The sequence below is a fragment of the Candidatus Eremiobacteraceae bacterium genome, from assembly GCA_036511855.1.
Taxonomy (GTDB): Bacteria; Vulcanimicrobiota; Vulcanimicrobiia; order Eremiobacterales; family Eremiobacteraceae; genus JABCYQ01.
Genome location: DATCBN010000004.1, coordinates 115,054 through 133,782, shown reverse-complemented (window position 1 = coordinate 133,782; position 18,729 = coordinate 115,054). Strand labels below are relative to the sequence as shown.

17 protein-coding genes are annotated in these 18,729 nt (G+C 65.3%); 13 read left to right on the top strand and 4 right to left on the bottom strand.

Annotated features, from left to right (window positions below):
- The first annotated feature begins 14 nt into the window (after positions 1 to 14).
- On the top strand, positions 15 to 3,566 hold the full coding sequence (smc, locus tag VII69_00895; GenBank protein ID HEY5093653.1) for a chromosome segregation protein SMC: 3,552 nt from the start codon (positions 15 to 17) through the stop codon (positions 3,564 to 3,566).
- Between the two features lie 5 nt (positions 3,567 to 3,571).
- Complete coding sequence (gene purH, locus VII69_00890) at positions 3,572 to 5,137, top strand: bifunctional phosphoribosylaminoimidazolecarboxamide formyltransferase/IMP cyclohydrolase (protein HEY5093652.1); 1,566 nt, start codon at positions 3,572 to 3,574, stop codon at positions 5,135 to 5,137.
- A 90-nt stretch (positions 5,138 to 5,227) separates the two neighbouring features.
- Here the strand turns inward: purH and VII69_00885 are convergent, their stop codons facing one another.
- Both VII69_00885 and VII69_00880 read right to left on the bottom strand, forming a co-directional pair.
- The gene (locus VII69_00885; GenBank protein HEY5093651.1) at positions 5,228 to 5,632 is read right to left on the bottom strand and encodes a cupin domain-containing protein; all 405 of its coding nucleotides are present in this window, start codon (positions 5,630 to 5,632) and stop codon (positions 5,228 to 5,230) included.
- A gap of 135 nt (positions 5,633 to 5,767) precedes the next feature.
- The gene (locus VII69_00880; GenBank protein HEY5093650.1) at positions 5,768 to 6,529 is read right to left on the bottom strand and encodes a double-CXXCG motif protein; all 762 of its coding nucleotides are present in this window, start codon (positions 6,527 to 6,529) and stop codon (positions 5,768 to 5,770) included.
- A 135-nt stretch (positions 6,530 to 6,664) separates the two neighbouring features.
- On the opposite strand from VII69_00880, the gene VII69_00875 reads away from it, so the two are divergent.
- Positions 6,665 to 8,074 (top strand): amidohydrolase family protein, encoded by a 1,410-nt coding sequence (locus tag VII69_00875; protein HEY5093649.1) that lies wholly within the window; start codon positions 6,665 to 6,667, stop codon positions 8,072 to 8,074.
- 7 nt (positions 8,075 to 8,081) lie between these two features.
- Here VII69_00875 and VII69_00870 read toward each other — a convergent pair whose 3' ends face one another.
- Together VII69_00870 and VII69_00865 are read right to left on the bottom strand one after the other, a co-directional pair.
- On the bottom strand, positions 8,082 to 8,657 hold the full coding sequence (locus VII69_00870) for a hypothetical protein (protein HEY5093648.1): 576 nt from the start codon (positions 8,655 to 8,657) through the stop codon (positions 8,082 to 8,084).
- The gene (locus VII69_00865; GenBank protein HEY5093647.1) at positions 8,654 to 9,859 is read right to left on the bottom strand and encodes a permease; all 1,206 of its coding nucleotides are present in this window, start codon (positions 9,857 to 9,859) and stop codon (positions 8,654 to 8,656) included. The genes VII69_00870 and VII69_00865 overlap by 4 nt, the downstream gene beginning before the upstream one ends.
- 104 nt (positions 9,860 to 9,963) lie before the next feature.
- On the opposite strand from VII69_00865, the gene hisS reads away from it, so the two are divergent.
- From hisS to VII69_00815, 10 genes are read left to right on the top strand one after another with little or no spacing between them, the layout of a single operon-like run.
- On the top strand, positions 9,964 to 11,250 hold the full coding sequence (hisS, locus tag VII69_00860; GenBank protein ID HEY5093646.1) for a histidine--tRNA ligase: 1,287 nt from the start codon (positions 9,964 to 9,966) through the stop codon (positions 11,248 to 11,250).
- Positions 11,240 to 11,689: a biotin/lipoyl-containing protein gene (locus VII69_00855; protein ID HEY5093645.1), complete on the top strand. Its 450-nt coding sequence runs from the start codon at positions 11,240 to 11,242 to the stop codon at positions 11,687 to 11,689. Before hisS ends, VII69_00855 begins: the two co-directional genes overlap by 11 nt.
- A complete protein-coding gene (locus VII69_00850) occupies positions 11,674 to 12,261 on the top strand; it encodes an HAD family hydrolase (GenBank protein ID HEY5093644.1) in 588 nt (195 codons plus the stop codon). The genes VII69_00855 and VII69_00850 overlap by 16 nt, the downstream gene beginning before the upstream one ends.
- Complete coding sequence (gene rfaE1 / locus VII69_00845) at positions 12,258 to 13,307, top strand: D-glycero-beta-D-manno-heptose-7-phosphate kinase (protein HEY5093643.1); 1,050 nt, start codon at positions 12,258 to 12,260, stop codon at positions 13,305 to 13,307. Before VII69_00850 ends, rfaE1 begins: the two co-directional genes overlap by 4 nt.
- Positions 13,294 to 13,785 (top strand): adenylyltransferase/cytidyltransferase family protein, encoded by a 492-nt coding sequence (locus VII69_00840; protein HEY5093642.1) that lies wholly within the window; start codon positions 13,294 to 13,296, stop codon positions 13,783 to 13,785. Before rfaE1 ends, VII69_00840 begins: the two co-directional genes overlap by 14 nt.
- On the top strand, positions 13,782 to 15,023 hold the full coding sequence (locus VII69_00835; GenBank protein HEY5093641.1) for a hypothetical protein: 1,242 nt from the start codon (positions 13,782 to 13,784) through the stop codon (positions 15,021 to 15,023). Before VII69_00840 ends, VII69_00835 begins: the two co-directional genes overlap by 4 nt.
- A 4-nt stretch (positions 15,024 to 15,027) precedes the next feature.
- A complete protein-coding gene (locus tag VII69_00830; protein HEY5093640.1) occupies positions 15,028 to 15,933 on the top strand; it encodes a glycosyltransferase in 906 nt (301 codons plus the stop codon).
- A 3-nt stretch (positions 15,934 to 15,936) separates the two neighbouring features.
- The gene (locus VII69_00825) at positions 15,937 to 16,911 is read left to right on the top strand and encodes a hypothetical protein (GenBank protein ID HEY5093639.1); all 975 of its coding nucleotides are present in this window, start codon (positions 15,937 to 15,939) and stop codon (positions 16,909 to 16,911) included.
- Entirely contained in the window at positions 16,901 to 17,941 is a 1,041-nt protein-coding gene (locus VII69_00820; GenBank protein HEY5093638.1) for a glycosyltransferase family 9 protein, read from the top strand. The genes VII69_00825 and VII69_00820 overlap by 11 nt, the downstream gene beginning before the upstream one ends.
- 53 nt (positions 17,942 to 17,994) lie before the next feature.
- Positions 17,995 to 18,717, top strand: coding sequence for a hypothetical protein (locus tag VII69_00815; protein HEY5093637.1), 723 nt, complete (start codon positions 17,995 to 17,997; stop codon positions 18,715 to 18,717).
- Positions 18,718 to 18,729 lie beyond the last annotated feature (12 nt).

Here is an 18,729-nt window from a genome sequence, read left to right as displayed (position 1 = left end):
GAAGGAGCCCGTTCATCTACCTCAAGAGCATCGATATTTTCGGTTTCAAGACGTTTGCGGACCGCACGCGCTTGGTTTTCGAACCCGGCATTTCAGCGATCGTCGGCCCCAACGGTTCGGGCAAATCGAATTTCGTCGATGCCGTGCGTTGGGTGTTGGGCGAGCAGAGCGCGAAACAATTGCGCGGCGCGCGCATGGACGAGGTCATCTTCGCCGGCAACAGCCGGCGCCGCGCGCTTGGAATGGCCGAAGTCACCCTGACCTTCGACAACGCCGACGGTGCGCTCGCCACGCCGTACAACGAAGTCGCCGTCACGCGGCGCGTCTACCGCAGCGGCGATGGCGAATATTTCCTCAATAGAACGCAAGTCCGGCTCCGCGACGTCATGGATCTGCTTCTCGGCACCGGTCTTGGCCCCGATGCGTCCGCCATAATCTCGCAAGGTCAGATCGACGCGATCCTGTCGGCCAAACCGGAGTCGCGGCGCGAGGTTTTTGAAGAAGCGGCGGGCACGAGCAAATATCAGGCGCGCAAGCGTGAGGCGCAGCGCCGTCTGGAACAGACCGATACCAATGCGGTGCGCATCAACGACGTGATCGTCGAGTTGGAGCAGCAAGTTCCCGCCATGGAACAGGCCGTTCGCCGCGCCAAGCGCTACCGGAAGGTCACCGGCAGGCTGCGCGATCTCGAAATCGTCTCGTACGTCCGCAAGACCGCGCAGAGGCGCGACGAACGCGCCGGACTTGTCGGCGTGCTCGGCGTTGAAGAAGCCGAACGCGCCGCGGCGGATGCGCAGACGGCCACGCTGCAAGCGGATGCCTCCAAGGCGCGTTACGACGAATATCAGGCCACCATCGCCCTCGACGAGCGCAACGCAGCGCGCTCGAGCGCCGCTCAAGCCGTCCAAGAACTCGCCACGGCGCAAGCCGGCGCGCAGGCACGCTCGGAAGAAAACGACCGGCGTTGCGTCGCATTCGCCACCGAGGTCGAAACGGCGACGCGCGATGTCGCCGACGCCGAGACTCTTGTGGAAACTTTGGGCGGCGAGCTCTCCGCCGCACGCGAACAGCGCGATGCGGCGTTGCGAGCCGCAGAAGCGGCCGCGCTCGCCGAGGCGGAAGGGTCCGGCCGCTGGGAGGCCGCGTACGCCGCACTGCGTGCGGTTGAAGACCGTCGTGCGCAAGCAGCAGCGGCGGCCGCCGAAAGTGAAGCGGCGTCGGTCGCCGCGCGCACGGATCGCGAGCGCGTCGCGCAGACCGGCGCTCAGGTCGAAGCAGACCTGCGAACCGCAAGCGCAAAGGCCGAAACCGAAACTTCGCGCGCGCGCAGCCTCGCCTCCGCCGTGGCCGACCTTGACGGCGCGATCGAGCGCCTCACAGCCGAAGCCGCCGCAGCCTCGAGCGCACGCGAAGAAGCTGAAGCTGTTATGGAACGGGCACGTGCCGCTCTGGAAGGGGCGCGATCCAAAGTCATCGGGATCAACGCCCGTCTTTCGGCTTTGCGAGAAATCGAGGAGCACGGCATCGGCGTGCCGGCCGGCGTGAAGGCCGTGGTCGCCGAGCATGCGGCCGAACGCCTCGACGGCGTGGTCGGCATCATCTCGGACCTCATCCAAGTCGACGGCCGTTTTGCCGCGGCGATCGACATCGCGCTCGGCGGCCGCGTGCACGACGTCGTCACGCGCACCGCCGCGGATGCACAAGCCGCCATCGCGATGCTGGACACGACGAAAAGCGGCCGCGCCACGTTTCTGCCGCTCGACCTCGCGCGCCAGGTCGCACTCCCGCTCGTGCGCGACGTCTCCGCCGCGAGTGGATTCGTCGGCCGCGCCAGCGAGCTGGTCTCATGCGCCGATGAAGTTCGCGGAGCCGTCGATCACCTGTTGCGCGATGTCGTCGTCGTCGATGCGCTCGATACCGCGCTGAAACTCGCGCCGTCGCTGCTGCCGGCCACCATCGTGACGTTGGGCGGCGAAGTGGTTCGAAACGCGTCGATCACGGGCGGCAAGGGAGACGCCGACACCGGACCGCTCGCACGCCGCGCTGCGCTGACATCGCTTGGTCGCGATGCCGCGGCGGCCGACGCAGACGTGCAAAGTGCGGAAGCCGTTTTCGACGCCGCGCGAGTGTCGGTCGCAGCGGCAGCCACCGTCGTCGAAGAATCGTCCAAGCGCCGCGTCGACGCGCAACTGCAACGCAGAGACGACTACGCCGAGCTCGAGCGCGCGCTGGACGACGCCACACAATTCGCGCTTCGCATCGACGCGCTGACCCGCGAACTTGCAACCGCGGTTGCGGATCTCCACACGGCGGCTGGGGCTGCAGACCGGCATGCGGCGCTTGCCCTTGAAAGCCGCGACACCGCGAGCACGCTCGAACACGAGCGGGCCACCGCCGCTTCGCATGCAGACGATTTGCAGCGCAGCTTGAGCTCGCTGCGCGACGCGCACCGCATGGCCGCCGCCGATGCCGCAGCGCTCGTGGAACGCGTTGCTCAGGCCGGAGACGACGTCGAGGCGGCGCGAAGCCGGGTCGTCGCGTCGCGGAAAACGCGCGAAGAGCGAATCGCAGCGCTCGCCGGTGCTCGCGACGAACGCGAGCGCGGTCGAGAGGACCTCGAATCCATCGGCGCCGCTCGGGCGGAATCGGACACCGCTTTGAATGCGGTCCAAGCCGAGGCGGACGAGCTTCGCGCCAAACGCGATGAGCTCAGCGCGCGCGCGCGATCGCTTGAGGAGCGCCTGAACTCGCAGTCCGCGCAACGGCAGGCGCGGTCGTTAGAATTGGAGCGCCACCGCATCCGCCTGGCCGAGATCGATGCGGAGATGTCGATGCTCGCATCGTCGTTCGCGCAAAACCCGGCCACGCAGGCGGAGTGCGATGAGGTCGCCGCACGTTATGCCGGCTTCGAGGGCGACGCCGATGACGATATCCGGCGGCTGCGCGAAGAGCTCGGCCGTCTCGGAAACGTCAATCTCAGCGCGTCCGAGGATCAAACCGCGCTGCTCGACCGGCGCGAATTCCTCCGCCAACAGCTCGCAGATCTGCAGGCGGCCCGCGCGAGCGTGCTCGCCGTCATCGCCGATATCGACGCGGAATCCGTCCGGCAGTTCAACGCCACCTTCGAGAAGATCGCCGTCGAGTTCGGCGAGACATTTGCGCGCCTCTTCAGCGGCGGCGTCGGCAAGATCTGGCTGGCCGAAGCGAGCGACCCCACGCAGGCCGGGATCGAGATCGCCGCGCAGCCGCCCGGAAAGAAGATGCAGAGCCTCAATCTGCTGTCCGGCGGCGAACGCGCCATGACCGCCGTCGCGCTCATCTTCGCCATCTTGCGTGTGCGGCCGAGTCCGTTCTACATCTTCGACGAAATCGATGCAGCGCTGGACGAAGCCAACGTCGGCCGGTTCGGCGGCGCCCTCATGGACGTCGCGCGATCTGCGCAGACGATCATCATCACCCACAACAAAGCCACGATGACGTTGGCCGATCGTCTGTACGGCATCACGATGGGCGAGCCGGGCGCATCGAGCGTGCTGTCGCTTGCGCTGGAGAAGATCGGGGCCTAAAGAGCGTGGCCGGACCTGCCGCCTTGCTGTCCGTCTCGGACCGCACCGGACTTGTAACGCTCGCCGCAAGTCTGCGCAGCCGCGGGTTCGCGCTTTTCGGCACGTCGGGGACGACGGCCGCGCTGCGCGACGCGGGGCTGCCGTGCGAAGACGTCGGCATACTGACGGGGTTTCCCCCGTTGCTCGACGGACGCGTCAAGACGCTGCACCCGAAAGTCTTCGCGGGCATTCTAGCCGACCGGGACCGGCCGCAGCATCTCGAGGATCTGGAAAAGTACGAGATTCCCACGTTCGATCTGGTCGTCGTGAACCTGTATCCGTTCGAGCAGACCGTCTCAGGAAAAGGCGCGTCCGAAGCGGACGCCGTCGAGAAGATCGACATCGGCGGCGTGACGCTGCTGCGCGCGGCCGCGAAGAATTATGCGCACGTTGCCGTGCTCGTCGATCCCGTGCAATATGCAAGCTACGTCGCCGCGCTCGAACGCGGCGGACCCACCGCGAGCGAGCGTCGCGTATGGGCTGCGGCCGCCTTCGCCCGTTGCGAACAATACGATGCGGCGATTGCGGCGTACTTCGCGGCCGCCGAAGGGCCGGACGATTTGCCGGCCATGCTGCGCATCGATCTGCCGCGCGCGGCCAGCTTGCGCTACGGCGAAAATCCGCAGTCGCGCGCAGCGTTCTACGTCGCGCCGGCCGGCGTTCCCCAGCCCACGCAGCTTTGGGGCAAGACGCTGTCGTACAACAATCTCCTCGATGTGGATGCATGTCTCCGGCTTCTCGCGCCGATTGAAGAGCCCGTCGGATTTCCGGCGGGGCCCGCGCGGCGCGGCGTGACAGCAGCCATCGTCAAGCACACCGTTCCTTGCGGACTCGCCGCGCGCGACAGCGCGCTCGATGCCGTCACCGCCTCGCTCGGCGCCGATCCTATCTCGGCGTTCGGCGGCATCGTCGCCTGCAGCGCACAAGTCGACGAAGAAACCGCCGAAGTGTTGGCGTCTCGATTCTTGGAGGTCGTTTCGGCGCCGGCATACACGCCTGCCGCGCTCGAACGTCTGCAGCGCAAGAAAAATCTGCGCGTGCTGCAGTTCGACGCTGGACTACCCGCTGCGCTCATGGATGCGGTGAAGATCCGCTCGGCGCTCGGCGGCGTGCTGATGGAATTGCCCGATCCGGCCGCGCCGCCGGATGAATGGACTCTTGTGTCCGACCGCTATCCATCGCCGCTTGCGTGGCGAGATCTACTGTTCGGTTTTGCAGCAGTGCGGCAAGTCAGGTCCAACGCGGCCGTCGTCGTCAAGGACGAAGTGACGTTGGGCGTTTGCGGAGGGCAGACGAACCGAGTGGCCGCAGTCGAGCTCGCATGTGCTCGCGCAGGGGATGCCGTGCGCGGAGCGACGCTCGCGACCGATGGATTTTTTCCGTTCGCCGATGGCTTGGAAGCGGCTGCCCGTGCCGGCATCGTCGCGGTGGTCGCCCCGAAGGGCTCGGTGCGCGATCCCGAAGTCATCGCCGCGGCAAAATCCGCCGGCATCTCGCTGATCTTCGCGTCGCGGCGGTACTTCTTGCACTAGCGGCTGTGCCGTTTTGATCGTCTACGGAAACGGGCCGCGATATTCGTGAAAACAGCGTCGCCTTAACGTCATCAAGTATCGTCGGCGGCCCTACGGGCCCTCGTTCAGCACCAACGCGTCAGCCTGCGAGACGACATTCCCGTTCCGGTCCACCCAATGGATGATGTCAGGACGATCCGAAACATTGTAGACGAGACAAGTCGACGTGCAACGAAACGAATGGATCGACTTTGCCGGTAGGTAGAAAAAATCGCCGGGGTGCACCTGTGCGACGATGTGTCCTGCCTGCAGCTCGTGAGTTCCAGTACCGCTAACGAAATAAAGCTCCACGTTAGCGGTGTGCCAGTGCCACGGAACGACGCAACCGGTCGCGATTCTCGCAAAGGTGACAAATGGTCCCTTCGTGGGGTTTCCTTGCTTTATCGAGATCGCCATGCACTTCGGGAGGAAGGGCACGTTCACGAATTTGGTCGATGAAGCGGGTGAGAAAATCACACCACCCGAGCCCTCAGCCGTTGCGGCTTGACCGGACAATCCGATTGCGACCGCGATCAATGAACCGATTAACGCAAACCGGGTAACTCGCATGAACGTGCCCTCTCAAAATAATTGGCGTGGTGACCAGACCTGTCACTTCCGGTAGCTGACCCGCGGCTCGACGGGAGTCTGCCGCCACGCTATTTCCTCGAATGCGATGTCGGTCAGCTCTAGCGAGCGCGTGACATTGACAAACGATTCAGTAGCGTAGATGCACGAAGGGAGATCGATGCCTCGGAAGATGTCGACATCGCCGCTCACCGAGGCCGGATCGAGCTGCGTGCGCTTTCCACTGGGGAGATTTCGATGGCCGCACGCGACGCACGCGGGCGAACCGCCCGGCGACAACGCGTCGTCTGCGATGCTGCCCTCATACGTGCACGCTACTTCACGGAACCTCGGATCTTCGCCGCCGCGATACGAGATGCGAGCCGGCACCGTGCGCAATCCGCGTATGCCGGCCGCTTCGAGCCGCGCCGCGGCCTCGGGCCGCACGAGCATGACGCCTGGCCATTGGGGCCAGCCGAAATCGCCGAACGTGCCTTTGCCATGACCGATCAGCGGTCCGAATTCGGTGCCCGGCGGCAGCGAAGTGCCCGCAGCGACGAACGGACGCAAAGCTTCGCGCATCCGGTGCACGATGTAAAGGGTTTGCGGCCGCCGCGCGCGGTAACTCTCCTCGCCCGGCAGGGAGCTTAGGTCGATTTCGGGATACGCGACGCTTGAAGCCCATGTCTCAAAACATTTCGGGCAATCTTGCACGCCGGGCAGTGTCCACGTGTGCGCCGCGACGATGTCGTACGAGAACCCGTCGGCGGATTCGGAATAGTCGCGGTGGACACGAAAGAGACGCACGATTCTACCTTATAGGTTCTGCACCGCAGTGTGAACCGACGCGGATGATTGCATCACCGACTGCGGGAAGCCCCGTTCGATTACCTGCGCATCGGGCGCACATATCAGCTTGGATTAGTGCCGGGAGATTGCAAAGTGACAAACCGCACATCGCCGCCGCACTTCGATTGCCGTTGTCCGCACGCGCCCTATTCATCCGACCTGCACGATCGAGCGGCGTCACTCTTCGGAAGGCGTTCATTTCTTGCGGGCATCGGCGCGCTCTCGAGCAGCATGTTCTTGACGCCGCTCATCGCCGCCGCCGCGACCGGCGGCACGATGCTCATCCGCGCGGCGCGCCTGTTCGACGGGACCACGATGCACACACCCGGCGTTGTCGTGATCAAAGGCACGCGCATCGTGTCGATGATGGCCGGCGATGCCGGATCGGGCGCGCACGTCGTCGAGCTCGGCAACGCGACGCTCATGCCGGGGCTGATCGACTGCCACACGCACGTCGCCGCGCGCGCAACCACGTCGATCTATCTCGACGGGTTCGGCGTGGCCGGCGAAACCGGCGACAGCGTGGCGGAAGCGGCGATCTTCAGCATCAAAAACGCCGCGGGCATGCTGCGCAATGGTTTCACGACGATCCGCGATGTGGGCGGCGGCAGCGGGATCGACATCGCCATGCGCGACTCCATCGCGCGCGGCGAGATTCCGGGGCCGCGCATGCTCGTGGCCGGCGTGCCGCTCACCATCACCGGCGGACACGGCGACATGAACGATCTTCCAGCCGATGTGCACGTGGACCGTCCGAATGGCGTCGCCGTGGGGCCATACGGTTTCCGCGAAGTCGTCCGCGAGAACGTGAAACGCCACGTCGACCTCATCAAGATTTTGGCGACCGGCGGCGTGCTCTCGTACGGCGACACGTGGAATCTGCCGCAGATGGATCTCGATGAGATCCAAGCCACGACCGAAGAAGCGCACAAATTCCAACGAAAAGTCAGCGCCCATTGCCACGGAGATCCCGGCATCGCGCTCGCGGTGGACGGAGGCTGCGATTCCATCGACCACTGCACCGGCGTGAGCGAGAAGACCGCGAAGAATATGAAGGATCGCGGCACATTCCTCGTCCCCACGATATGGGCGCTCGATTCCATAAACCAGCCGGGCAACCCCAACCATATCCCACAGGATAGCCTTGACAAGGCGAAGACGATGACCGCGCTGCGCAACGACGGCGTCCATCGCGCGCTGGCAATCGGCGTGAAATTTGCCTACGGAACCGACGCCGGCGTGTTTCCGCACGGGCAGAACAATTTAGACTTCAAGCTTCTGCACGGACTGGGGATGGACTCCGTCGACATACTTCGGTCGGCGACGGCGTCGGCCGCGGAGCTGCTCGGCGTGAACGATCGCGGCCGGATCGCACCGGGTCTGCTTGCAGACATCATGGCGGTAGGCGGCGATCCGATCGCCGACATAAGCGTGATGACCCGGCCCACATTCGTCATGCAGGGCGGCGAGACGCTATCGCTCGCCGCACCGCAGCAAGGTTAGCGTTGCGTCATCGCGGCGGCGCCGGCACAACCACGGCGCCGCCGAGTTCGTAACGCATCTCGCCGTTGCGCAGCCGGACTCGCACGCGGCCGGAGACGCCCACCCAAGCGCCCGCCCGAACGTGCGCCGCGGCGTTCGGCGCCACGTCGAATCCCACATCAACCGCGTCCGCCGCGCAGCACGACATGACTCGCCGCGACACAGACGCGGCACCGCGAGCGCTCGCCGGCGTCCACGTGCCGCTGACCGTGATCGTGCGTGCGTCGAACGCCGCCGGGTTGGCGTCGAGCGCGTCTAACGCGTCGAAGAGGTCCGCCGCGACGTGACCGCGCGGCGCGCGCGCGATGACGTCGCGCGGACCGGAAGGCGCGGCGCTCGACAACCACAGTCCGGCGCACGCGCCGCCAAGAAGCGCAAGCGCAAACGTTCGCCTTGCGAGGCCTTGGGAGGCGATGACGATAAGCGCAACGCCTGCGCACAACGTGAGTGCCGGCGGAGCCGCGGTGAGCGCGCGGGCCGCGCCATCGAGCGCTGCCGCGGCCGTCGCGCTGCCCGCAAAGGCGAGCGCCGCGCGAACATTCACGCGAACATCGTGGCCAGCACGCACGCGATCGCTGCGCTACCTGCGGCGGCAGTCATGCGCGCAGTGCCGAAGTGCCGCTGCAGGAGTAGCATTTGGCGGACGTCCAGACACTGGGCCGCGAGCATGAATGAGATCTGTGCTCGCGCATGTTGCGTGAGAGCGGCCGCGAGCAACGGATCGGCGGTCGAACATGGCGAGAGAAGCGCGCCGAGAAGCGCGGCGCCCGCGGGCGACAAGTGGGCGAAAGCGGCGGCAGGAACGATTATTTTTGCGGCGACCGCCGCGGCGGCTGCGAACGCGATGCCGGCCAGCGCAGCGGCCAGTTCGCCGGGTAGATCGGGGCGATGTTCGGCATGGGCAAGCGATGCTTGCCCTAGTACAGTACGATCACGACGCTGGGCAAGCGATGCTTGCCCTCGTACAGCACGATCACGACGCTGGGCAAGCGATGCTTGCCGTAGTACGCCGCGTGGGGCAGAATGGGCAAGCGATGCTTGCCCTAGTACAGTACGATCACGACGCTGGGCAAGCGATGCTTGCCCTAGTACGCCGCGAGGGGCAGAATGGGCAAGCGATGCTTGCCGTAGTATGTCGCGAGGGGCAGAATGGGCAAGCGATGCTTGCCCTCCTACAATACGACCACGACGCTGGGCAAGCGATGCTTGCCCTAGTACAGTACGATCACGACGCTGGGCAAGCGATGCTTGCCCTAGTACGGGTTGCGCTAATATGGACCACGACACGGCGGTGAGTGCGGCGGCGATGGCGCCGCCGGCCGCGCGAGTTGCGGTCATGTGCATGCCGAACGCTGCGTAGGTTACTGCAAGCGCGGCCGGCGATGCTGCGGCGGCAAACGTCAGCGCGAAGCCGGCCAAAGCCGTGTGCGCGCGTGCGAGTGCGCCGGCAAATCCGTTGAGCGCGCAATCGCATCCTGGATTAAAAATCGCGAACACCGCGATGGCATTATGGCTACGCGAGGGCCATCGAGAAGCGGACAGGCGTGTGAGCGTTGCGGCGAGCGCACCAAAAACGACATACGGCAGCGCCGCCAGTACGATGGATGCCCAATCGGCAATCGCAGCGGACAGCGCGAGCAATGATTCGGGCGGCGTCTTGACGCACGCGAAACAAATAGCGCCGGCGATAACTACCCGGGCGCGCAGCGGCAAAGGGGATGGCGCCGGAGCTGGCCGAACGTGCATCAAAATCTTTGGCAAGATTCGTTTCGCGGGACAACCGTGCTAGGCGAGCAGCCTCGCCTCTCTCGCTGCAATCCACATTCATAAAGCAAGTAGACAAACGCGACGTGAGCAACCTGACGGCGCCCAGGGGCACCTATGACATACTCCCCGCTCAGTCGGTTCGCTGGCAAGCGCTCGAGGAGATCATCGACGCGTCTTGCGCGCGCTTCGGCTACGGCGAGATCCGCACGCCGGTCTTCGAAAGCACGGACGTCTTCGTACGCACGATCGGCGAGGGCACGGACATCGTCGACAAGGAGATGTATACGTTCGACGATCGTGCCGGTCGAAGCCTCACCTTGCGGCCGGAGCTCACGGCGCCCGTCGTGCGCGCGGTGCTCGAACACAATCTCTTGCAGGCCGTGCCGCTCAAGCTGTATTACCGCGGACCTTTCTTTCGCTACGAGCGTCCGCAAAAGGGGCGTTACCGGCAGGCGCATCAGTTCGGCGTGGAGTGTTTCGGCGCAGCAGCCCCGCAAGTGGATGCCGAGGTAATCGCGCTCGCGCTCGACGTGCTCTCGCGATCGGGAATACGTGAGGTCACGACCGAGCTGAATTCGATGGGTTGCTCTTCGTGCCGCCCGGCTTATCGCGCGGCGCTTATCGAGCACTTCAATCGTCATGCGGACGAGCTCTCGGAATTGAGCAAGGCGCGCTTGCAAACCAATCCCTTGCGCATCCTCGATTCAAAAGATGCTGCCGATCGCGCTTTGATCGAGGCCGCGCCGGATATCAACGACTTTTTGTGCGCGCAGTGCGTGGCCCACTTCGAGGGTACGCAGATCGCGTTGCGCGCGATGGGCATCGACTTCGTCCGCAACCATCGCATCGTCCGCGGCCTTGACTACTATACGCGCACGGTATTTGAGATCACGTCGACGTCCCTCGGCGCGCAGAGCGCTGTGTGCGGCGGCGGCCGTTACGACGATCTCGTGCAGACGATGGGCGGGCCGCCGACACCCGGGGTCGGATTCGGCATGGGCATGGACCGGCTCTTGATCGTGGCAGAGGCGGTCGGCAGTACGCTCGGCGCAAGTGAGCGGACGCTGGACGTCGCGTTCGTCGCTCTCGACGATGCGAGTCTCGCTGCGGTCGTGCCCGTTTTGCAAGCGGCGCGAATGGCGGGCCTGCGTGCCGATGTCGATTATACGTTGCGAAAGATGGACAAGCAGGTCAAGGCGGCGGCGGCACGCGGGGCGGTATATGCCGTGATCGTGGGCAGTGATGAACTTGCCGCCGGCGAAGCGACATTGCAGGATCTTCGCACGCGCGAGCGCGTGCGGGTGCGTCTCGCCGGCGCGGATCGTGAGATCGCGCGGCGGCTCGATGATGGGAGGCCTCATGGAACCTGACAAAAGGGTCCTGGACAAGCTCGTCGAGTTGATGCAGCGCGAAGGTCTCGATCGCATCCGCGTACAGGTCGGCGACACCGACATCGACCTGCGGATGTCTGCGCCCAACCAGGCCATCGCCGCCGCTGCGGCCGACCGAACTCGATTGCTGCCGGCGGGTTCGGCCGCTTCCGCCGAGCAGAGCCGCGCCCTGCCCGCGAACATCAAGAAAGTGCTCGCGCCGCTTGTCGGCGTTTTCTACCGCGCGCCGGCGCCGGGCGCTCCGTCGTTTTGCGAAACGGGCGGCACGGTCACCGAAGGGCAGGTTCTTTGCATCCTGGAAGCGATGAAATTGATGAACGAAATCGTCAGTGAATTCGACGGCAAGGTCGCCAAGATCTGCGTCAACGACGGCGATCTCGTAACGCTCAATCAGGAACTCATGTGGATCGAGACCTGAGCGATGACCGCAAACGGCGCGCGGTGTTCTTAGATCGCGACGGCACCTTGAATGTGGATCGTGAATACGTGGGCAAAGCGGAAGACGTCGAACTCGTCCAAAACGCGGCCGAGGGCGCGAAGATGCTCGCCGCGGCGGGCTACGTCTTGGTCGTCGTATCAAATCAATCGGGCATCGCGCGCGGATACTTCACGGAGAAGCAGGCGGATGCGGTCGACGAACGTCTCGCCCAACTCCTCGCCGGCCGGGGCGTCACCATCGCTGCATCGTACCGCTGCCCGCATCTGCCGGACGCACCACTGCCGCAGTACGCGGTCGACTGCGATTGCCGTAAACCGTCGCCGGGGCTGATCCTCCGTGCCGCCGCCGAGTTGTCGCTCGACCCAAACGCGTCGTGGGCGATCGGCGACCGCGCCCGCGACATCGCGGCGGGCGCCGCTGCCGGGTGCCGCACGATCGCGGTCGATCCGGTTCCGCCGTCGCAGGAAGCGGAAGATTTCGGCGCGTCAGAGCCGGAATATCGGGCACGCGACCTTGTCGACGCCGCGCACTACGTCATCGCGCACTCATGACCGCTCGCGACAAGTCTGCCTGGATCGCGACCTTGCTCGCCGACATGCGCGCGAAACGCATAGTCGTCGCCGGAGACCTCATGCTCGATGAGTGGCTGTGGGGTCGCGTACGCCGCATATCGCCCGAAGCGCCGGTGCCCGTGGTCGAAGTCCAATCGCACTCCTACACGCTGGGCGGCGCAGGAAACGTTGCGAGCAACTTGGCCGCGCTCGGCGCCAAAGTGGCGGTCGTCGGCATCGTCGGCCGCGATGATGCCGGCGATCGCGTCATGTCGTTGTTCAAGAAGTTGAACGTGGATACGCGCGGGATCACGCGCGTGGCTCGGCGCCCCACGACGCAGAAGACGCGAATCGTCGCCCACCATCAACAGGTCGTTCGCGCGGACCGCGAAAGCTCGGAGCCGCTCGAAGAACGGGTGCGCGACATCATGTGCCGTTCTCTGGCGGCGTTCGACGGGCGAGTCGACGGGGTGGTCGTCTCCGACTACGGCAAGGGCGCGGTCGACGCGCGGCTCGTCGCCGCGGCTCGCCGGTTCAAGCGCAAAGCGATCGTGACCGGGGATCCAAAGCCCGACAACATCGATGCATTCTCCGGGATCGATTGCATCGCGCCTAACGCGATGGAAGCCGAAGCCGCTTCCGGGATTGAAATCGGGAATGACGCAGATCTCGCGCGCGCGGGCGCCAAACTCGTGCGCCGGACCAAGTGCAAACACGTCTTGATCACCCGCGGCGAACATGGCATGACTCTTTTCTCGAAGAACGCGCGGCCGTTCACGGTTCCGGCGGTGGCTCGCCAGGTCTTCGATGTCAGCGGCGCGGGCGACACGGTCGTCTCCACCCTCACGCTCGCGTTGGCGGCGGGCGCATCCATTGAACACGCCGTCGCTCTCGCGACGTTAGCCGCCGGCGTGGTGGTGGAGAAGCTCGGCACCGCCACTGCGACGTCAAAAGAGATCAGCTCGTTCGCCGCTCACGAAGGCGTGGCCGATGCCGTGCCGTTCGCGCCGCTCAAGCGGCGTGGAGTACGCGATGCACGCGGCTGATAAAGTCCTTTCCCGACACGACGCCGCGGCTCGCGCCGCCGACCTGCGCGTGGCACGAGGTCCAGTGGTCTTCACCAACGGGGTCTTCGATCTGCTGCACGTCGGCCACGTCCGTTATCTCGAGTACGCGCGCGCATTAGGCGGATTGCTCATCGTGGGCGTCAATTCGGATGCATCGGTGCGGCTGCTCGGAAAGGGACCGAACCGGCCGATCGTGCCGCAGGCCGAGCGCGCCGAGGTGGTGGCCGCCTTGGCCTGTGTAGATTTCGTCTGCATTTTCGACGAAGAACGGCCCGATGCCACCATCCTCCAGATCAAGCCCGAGATCCACGTGAAGAGCGCTCAGTACCGGCCGGACGATTTACCCGAAGCGGCAGCCGTGCGCGAAGTGGGCGGACGCATTATCATCGCGCCGCATGTCGACGGCTGGTCGACAACCGACATCGTCGCGAAGCTGCGCGCGCAGGATCGCGTATGAGCGCCGAACGCGTCGTCGTCACCACGAATGGGCCCGGCGAACTGATGGGTTGGACGCGGCCGTTTCTCCGCGCCGTGCTCGCGCGCGCGCCGGATGCGGAGATCACCATCGTGCTGGTCCCGTGTCCGTACGCCACCGGCCGCGAAGCGGCTCAAGCCAAAGCGATGTTTCCAAACGCGCACGTGCTCGACCCGAAAGCGTACGCCCGTTTCCTCGTGAACAAACGCGTCGAAGGCATGCACCGTGGAGCGGGCGTGCTCCAATACCTCGGCGGCGATCTGTTCCACGCCACCACGTTGGCCAAACGGTTGGGCCTCACGCCGCTCACGTACAAGTTCTCGCGCCGCGCATATAGCCCGTCGTTTCAGCGGTTCTATGCGCTCGACGAAGAGAACGCGCGCAAGCTGCGCAGCGACGGCGCGCCGGCAGAGCGCGTGCGCGTCGTCGGCAATTTGGTGGCCGATAGCGTGCTCGGCACGCTCGATGAAGCGCCGTCCCCGCCTGGCGTCGGCGAGGGCGTCTGCATCCTCCCGGGCAGCAGGCCTGCGGAGATCAAGTACCTGATGCAATTCTTCTTGGCCGTCGCGCGCGATTTGGCGCGCCGGATGCCGCATCTGCCGGTGACGTTCGTGGTCTCGCCGTTCAATTCCGACGAGCAATTGGACGCTGCGCTCGCGCGCCGGCCCGACTCGAAGTACGGCGGCATACAAGGCCGGCTCACCGACGGCGGCGCGGCCATCGAGGGCGACGGCGTGCGCGTGACGCTCGACCGGTCGGGCGATTATCGCGCGCTATCGCACGCGCAACTCGTCATCACGATTCCAGGGACCAAGTGTCTTGAGGCGGCGGTGCTCGGCCGCCCGATGCTCGTGCTCGTGCCCCTCAACCGGCCCGACGAGGTCACGTTGAACGGTCTGGGCTCGTATCTGCATCACGTGCCGTTCGTAGGCCGTCCGCTGAAGCGCTGGCTCGTGCGCAAGGTCGAACGCAGCTTCCAGTTCGTGGCGCAGCCGAATATCGATGTAGGCCGCGAGGTCGCGCCCGAAATGCGAGGCGTGATGATGCCCGCCGAAGTCGCCGACCGCGCCTCCGATCTGCTCGCGCGGCCCGACGATCTGCGCGCGATGGGCGAGACGTTGTCAAAGATCTACGCCGCACACGCGGGCGCCGCCGACCGCATGGCGGCCGACGCGCTCGGCGTCGTCACTCGCGCCGCCAGGCCGGCGGGAATAGCCTGACCGCATGATCGACGCGACCGTTATCATCGCGACTCGCGATCGCGCCGGTTTTCTTCGCGATTGCCTCGCGTGTCTCGCGCGCCAATCCGCAGCGAACCGATTCGACGTCGTCGTGGTGGACAACGGATCGACGGACGCGACCCGCGACGTCATCGCAAGCGCGGCGCTCGCGTCGAACGGCGCGGTCCGCGGCGTCGACGTCGCCGACCCCAATCGCGGCAAGGCGCGCAATGCCGGCCTTGCGGCGGCGACCGGCCGCATCATCATCTTCTGCGACGACGATACGTTGCCGCCCGAGGGTTTCGTCGAAGCCCACCTTGCGGCGCACTCAGGCGGCGCCGTCTCGGGCGAGCGCGTCGTGTCCGGTCCTATCATCAACGTGGCCGACGCGCGTTCCCTGCCGCCGCCCGGACCGAAGAATTTTTCGCGCGCTTTTTTTTGCACGTGCAACGTGAGCGCGCCGAAGAGCGCGCTGCAGGGCATCGGCGGCTTCGACGAACGCTACGATCTCTACGGTTGGGAGGACACCGATGTCGGCGTCCGCCTGCGCGACGCCGGTCTTCGACGGATCTTCGTGTGGGCGGCGTACATCTATCACGTGAAGCCGCCCGAATCGCTCGCATTGGACCGCGCGATGGCGCTGGCGCGCGAGAAGGGCGCGATGGCGGCGCGTTTCGTCCGCAAGTCGCCGACGATCGCGGTGAAGCTGGCGACCGGCGCGTACACCGCGAATTTCATGCGCGCAGCCGTCGTCAACGCGGCGCCCTTCCGGTCGCTGTACGCGCGCTGGGCGAGCGAACGGCCGCCGGCGTCGCGCCTCGGCAGATTCGCGCGCGAAGCGCTCGTCGACGCCGCGTACATCGACTCGCTTCGATCCGCGATGCGCCGGCGCGACGACGGCAGGAGCTGACGCGTGGCGAAAATCGTCTTGATCCGCGTCGATGCGATCGGCGATGCACTCGTCATGACCCCGCTGATCGCCGCGCTGCGAACGGCGGGGCACGAGCTCGGCATCGTTCTCTCCAACGCAAACGCGGGCATATTCGAAGAACGCGCGCTGTCGTGGCAGCACGTCCTCGATCGCATCGCGTGGCCAAAGCACGGGTCCACCGCCGCGAGTTATGCCAGAACGCTCGCGGAATTGCAGGGCGTCCACTACGATGCCGCCCTTATCGCCTCGGAAGAGCCTGAGGCGTACGCGATCGCGCGTGCGGCGGCCATTCCGGCGCGGATCGGTTTTCACAACGGCTGGCAGAAGCCGTTCAAATCGCTGTGGGTCTCGGCGCAGTGCACGCGGACGATCTACCGCCCGGCGTGGGCGTCGCAGGCGCTCGAGCATGAGGTCGAGACACTCTTCAAACTAGGTGCCGGTTTTGTCGCGCCGCCTCCGCCGCGCGATTGCGCGCTCCTCGCGCCGCTCTTGCTCGCGGACCGGCCCGATCGCGAATCGTCCGTCGTCGTGCAAGTGACGCCGAAGTGGCGGGAGTCGGGCGTGTCCGACGCGGCACTGGTGGCGGCGATGCGCGCGCTCGCATCGCGAGATCTGCACGCCGTGGCCGCGGATGCCGAAAAGGACTACGCGTCGGCGATCGCCTCGCAAGCCTCAGTCGAGCTGAAAATATTCGCGTCGCTCGAGCCGTGGAAGCTGGCGATCGCACGGGCCGCGCTCGTCGTCACGCCGGACACCGGATCCGCGCATCTTGCCGGAATGCTGGGCACGCCGTGTGTCGACTGCTTTCCGTTCAGCGATTTCGCACTGCGTCGCACGCGGTGGTCGCCTTGGGCCGCGACGTACGTGCCGCTAGCGTTTGCGCCAGGCACGGCCGCGGGCTCGATCGCGGCGCGCATCGTCGACGCGACGCGCGAGGTCTCGCGCCTTGCCGCATAATCGCGCTCTCCTCATCTGCGCGGGCGGCGGCATCGGCGACACGCTGCTCGCCTCGATGGTCGCCGCGGCGCTGAAGAACAAATACGAAACGGTCGATGCGCTGACGAAAGCGGGGCATCTCGACGTGTTGAGCCGCAACCCGCACATCTCGGATGTGCTGGTCGATCAGGGATCGCTGCTTCAAATGACAGGCGATATCCGCGAACGGGACTACAACGCCGCCGTGGTGACATGGGCGACCACTCGCACCGCATTGCTGCCGTGGCTTGCCCGGATTCCAATGCGGGTCGGCCAGAGCCGGCGCAACTATTCGCCGCTGTTCACGCACCGCGTTCCGGTCGTCTCCGAACAGGGCGATACGAAGACGCACTGGAGCACGATCTTATTGAATTACGCGCTGGCCTTGGGGTGCGAGACGAGCGATGAGCTTCCGCTGTTTCCGATCAGACCGGAAGAATCCGCCGCCGCGGACGCGCTGTTGGCCGACGCGGGCATCGGCGAGTCGTTCGCCCTGCTCCACGCGACATGTTCGTGGTCGACGAAACGCCAGGTGTGGCCACTTGAGGGTTGGCTCGCCGGCGCCGATGCGCTGCAGCGGCGCTTCGGCTGGCCGGTGATCACGTGCGGGTCTCCCACCGATGCGCCGATCGCGCGCGCGCTGTCCAAGGATTTGGGTTCGCCGACGATCGCAGGGCTCACATCGCTCGGCAGCTTTGCTGCGGTCGCGAAACGCGCGAAATACGTGGTCTCGATGCATAGCGGCCCCATGCATATCGCGGCCGCCGTCGGCGCGCCGACGGTCGGCGTCTTCCCATTGCAAGTCGACTTTCCGGACCGTTGGCGGCCGCTAGGTCCGCGCGTTGCGCTCGTACGGGCACGGTATAGTTGTCCGAAACGGGATTTGATCGAAACGTGTCCGGACTACGCGTGCGTGCGTGCGCTCGATTCGCGGGACATCGTTGCCGCTGCTGAAAGAGCCATGCAGCCTGGCGGCTCACCGTCGGTTCCCAGCCGGCCGGTTAATGATTAGTGAGGAATGACGAATATTCAACACAAATGGCCCCGTTTGACGTTAACTAGATAATGAAGATGAATTTTGATCGTCTCGCGGTTTCGCGTCTCCTCCGGACCTCGCTCCTCGCATTTCTGGCTTGCCTCGCCGTGGCGATCGGCGCGCCGGCGATCGCAGACAAGGCCGCCCCAACCGCGACACCGGCAAAAGATCAATCGTTACAGGCAATCATCGCAACGGTCGTCGGCCGCGAGCCGACGATGACTTCGTATGCCGCTCACGCGGTGCTCGATATCAGGCAGACGAATTTCCCCTATCTGCATCCGGTCTTGAACGGGATGCAATACTATTCGCGCCCGGGCCTCACGATCGTCGATCTCGATCACGTGCCATGGTACTTGAACGGCATCTCGAAGATCGAAGGGGCGACCCTCGATGCGAACCGCTGGCCGCATTGCTATACCATCGCCGTCGAGCAGCGCTCGTCCGGTCATCTGCTGCACATGGTGCGCAAGATCCGCGGCGAAGTGGACCATATCGATGTCACGGTCGCTGAGTCGGGAGAAATCCCGCACATCGAATGGTTCTATCACAATGCCGGCGATCACGTCGTCCTCGATCAGCTCTACGAGAAGGTCAACGGTTATCGTGTCGTCACAAAGCAGATGTCGCAGATAACCTTGCACCACATCCACGCGCTCGGCACGTCGAGCTTCACCGATTTCAATTTCAACACACCCGTGCCAACGCCGACACCGACGCCGACTGAACCTCTTCGGCAGTGCGATAACTAGCAGCCGGGAGTC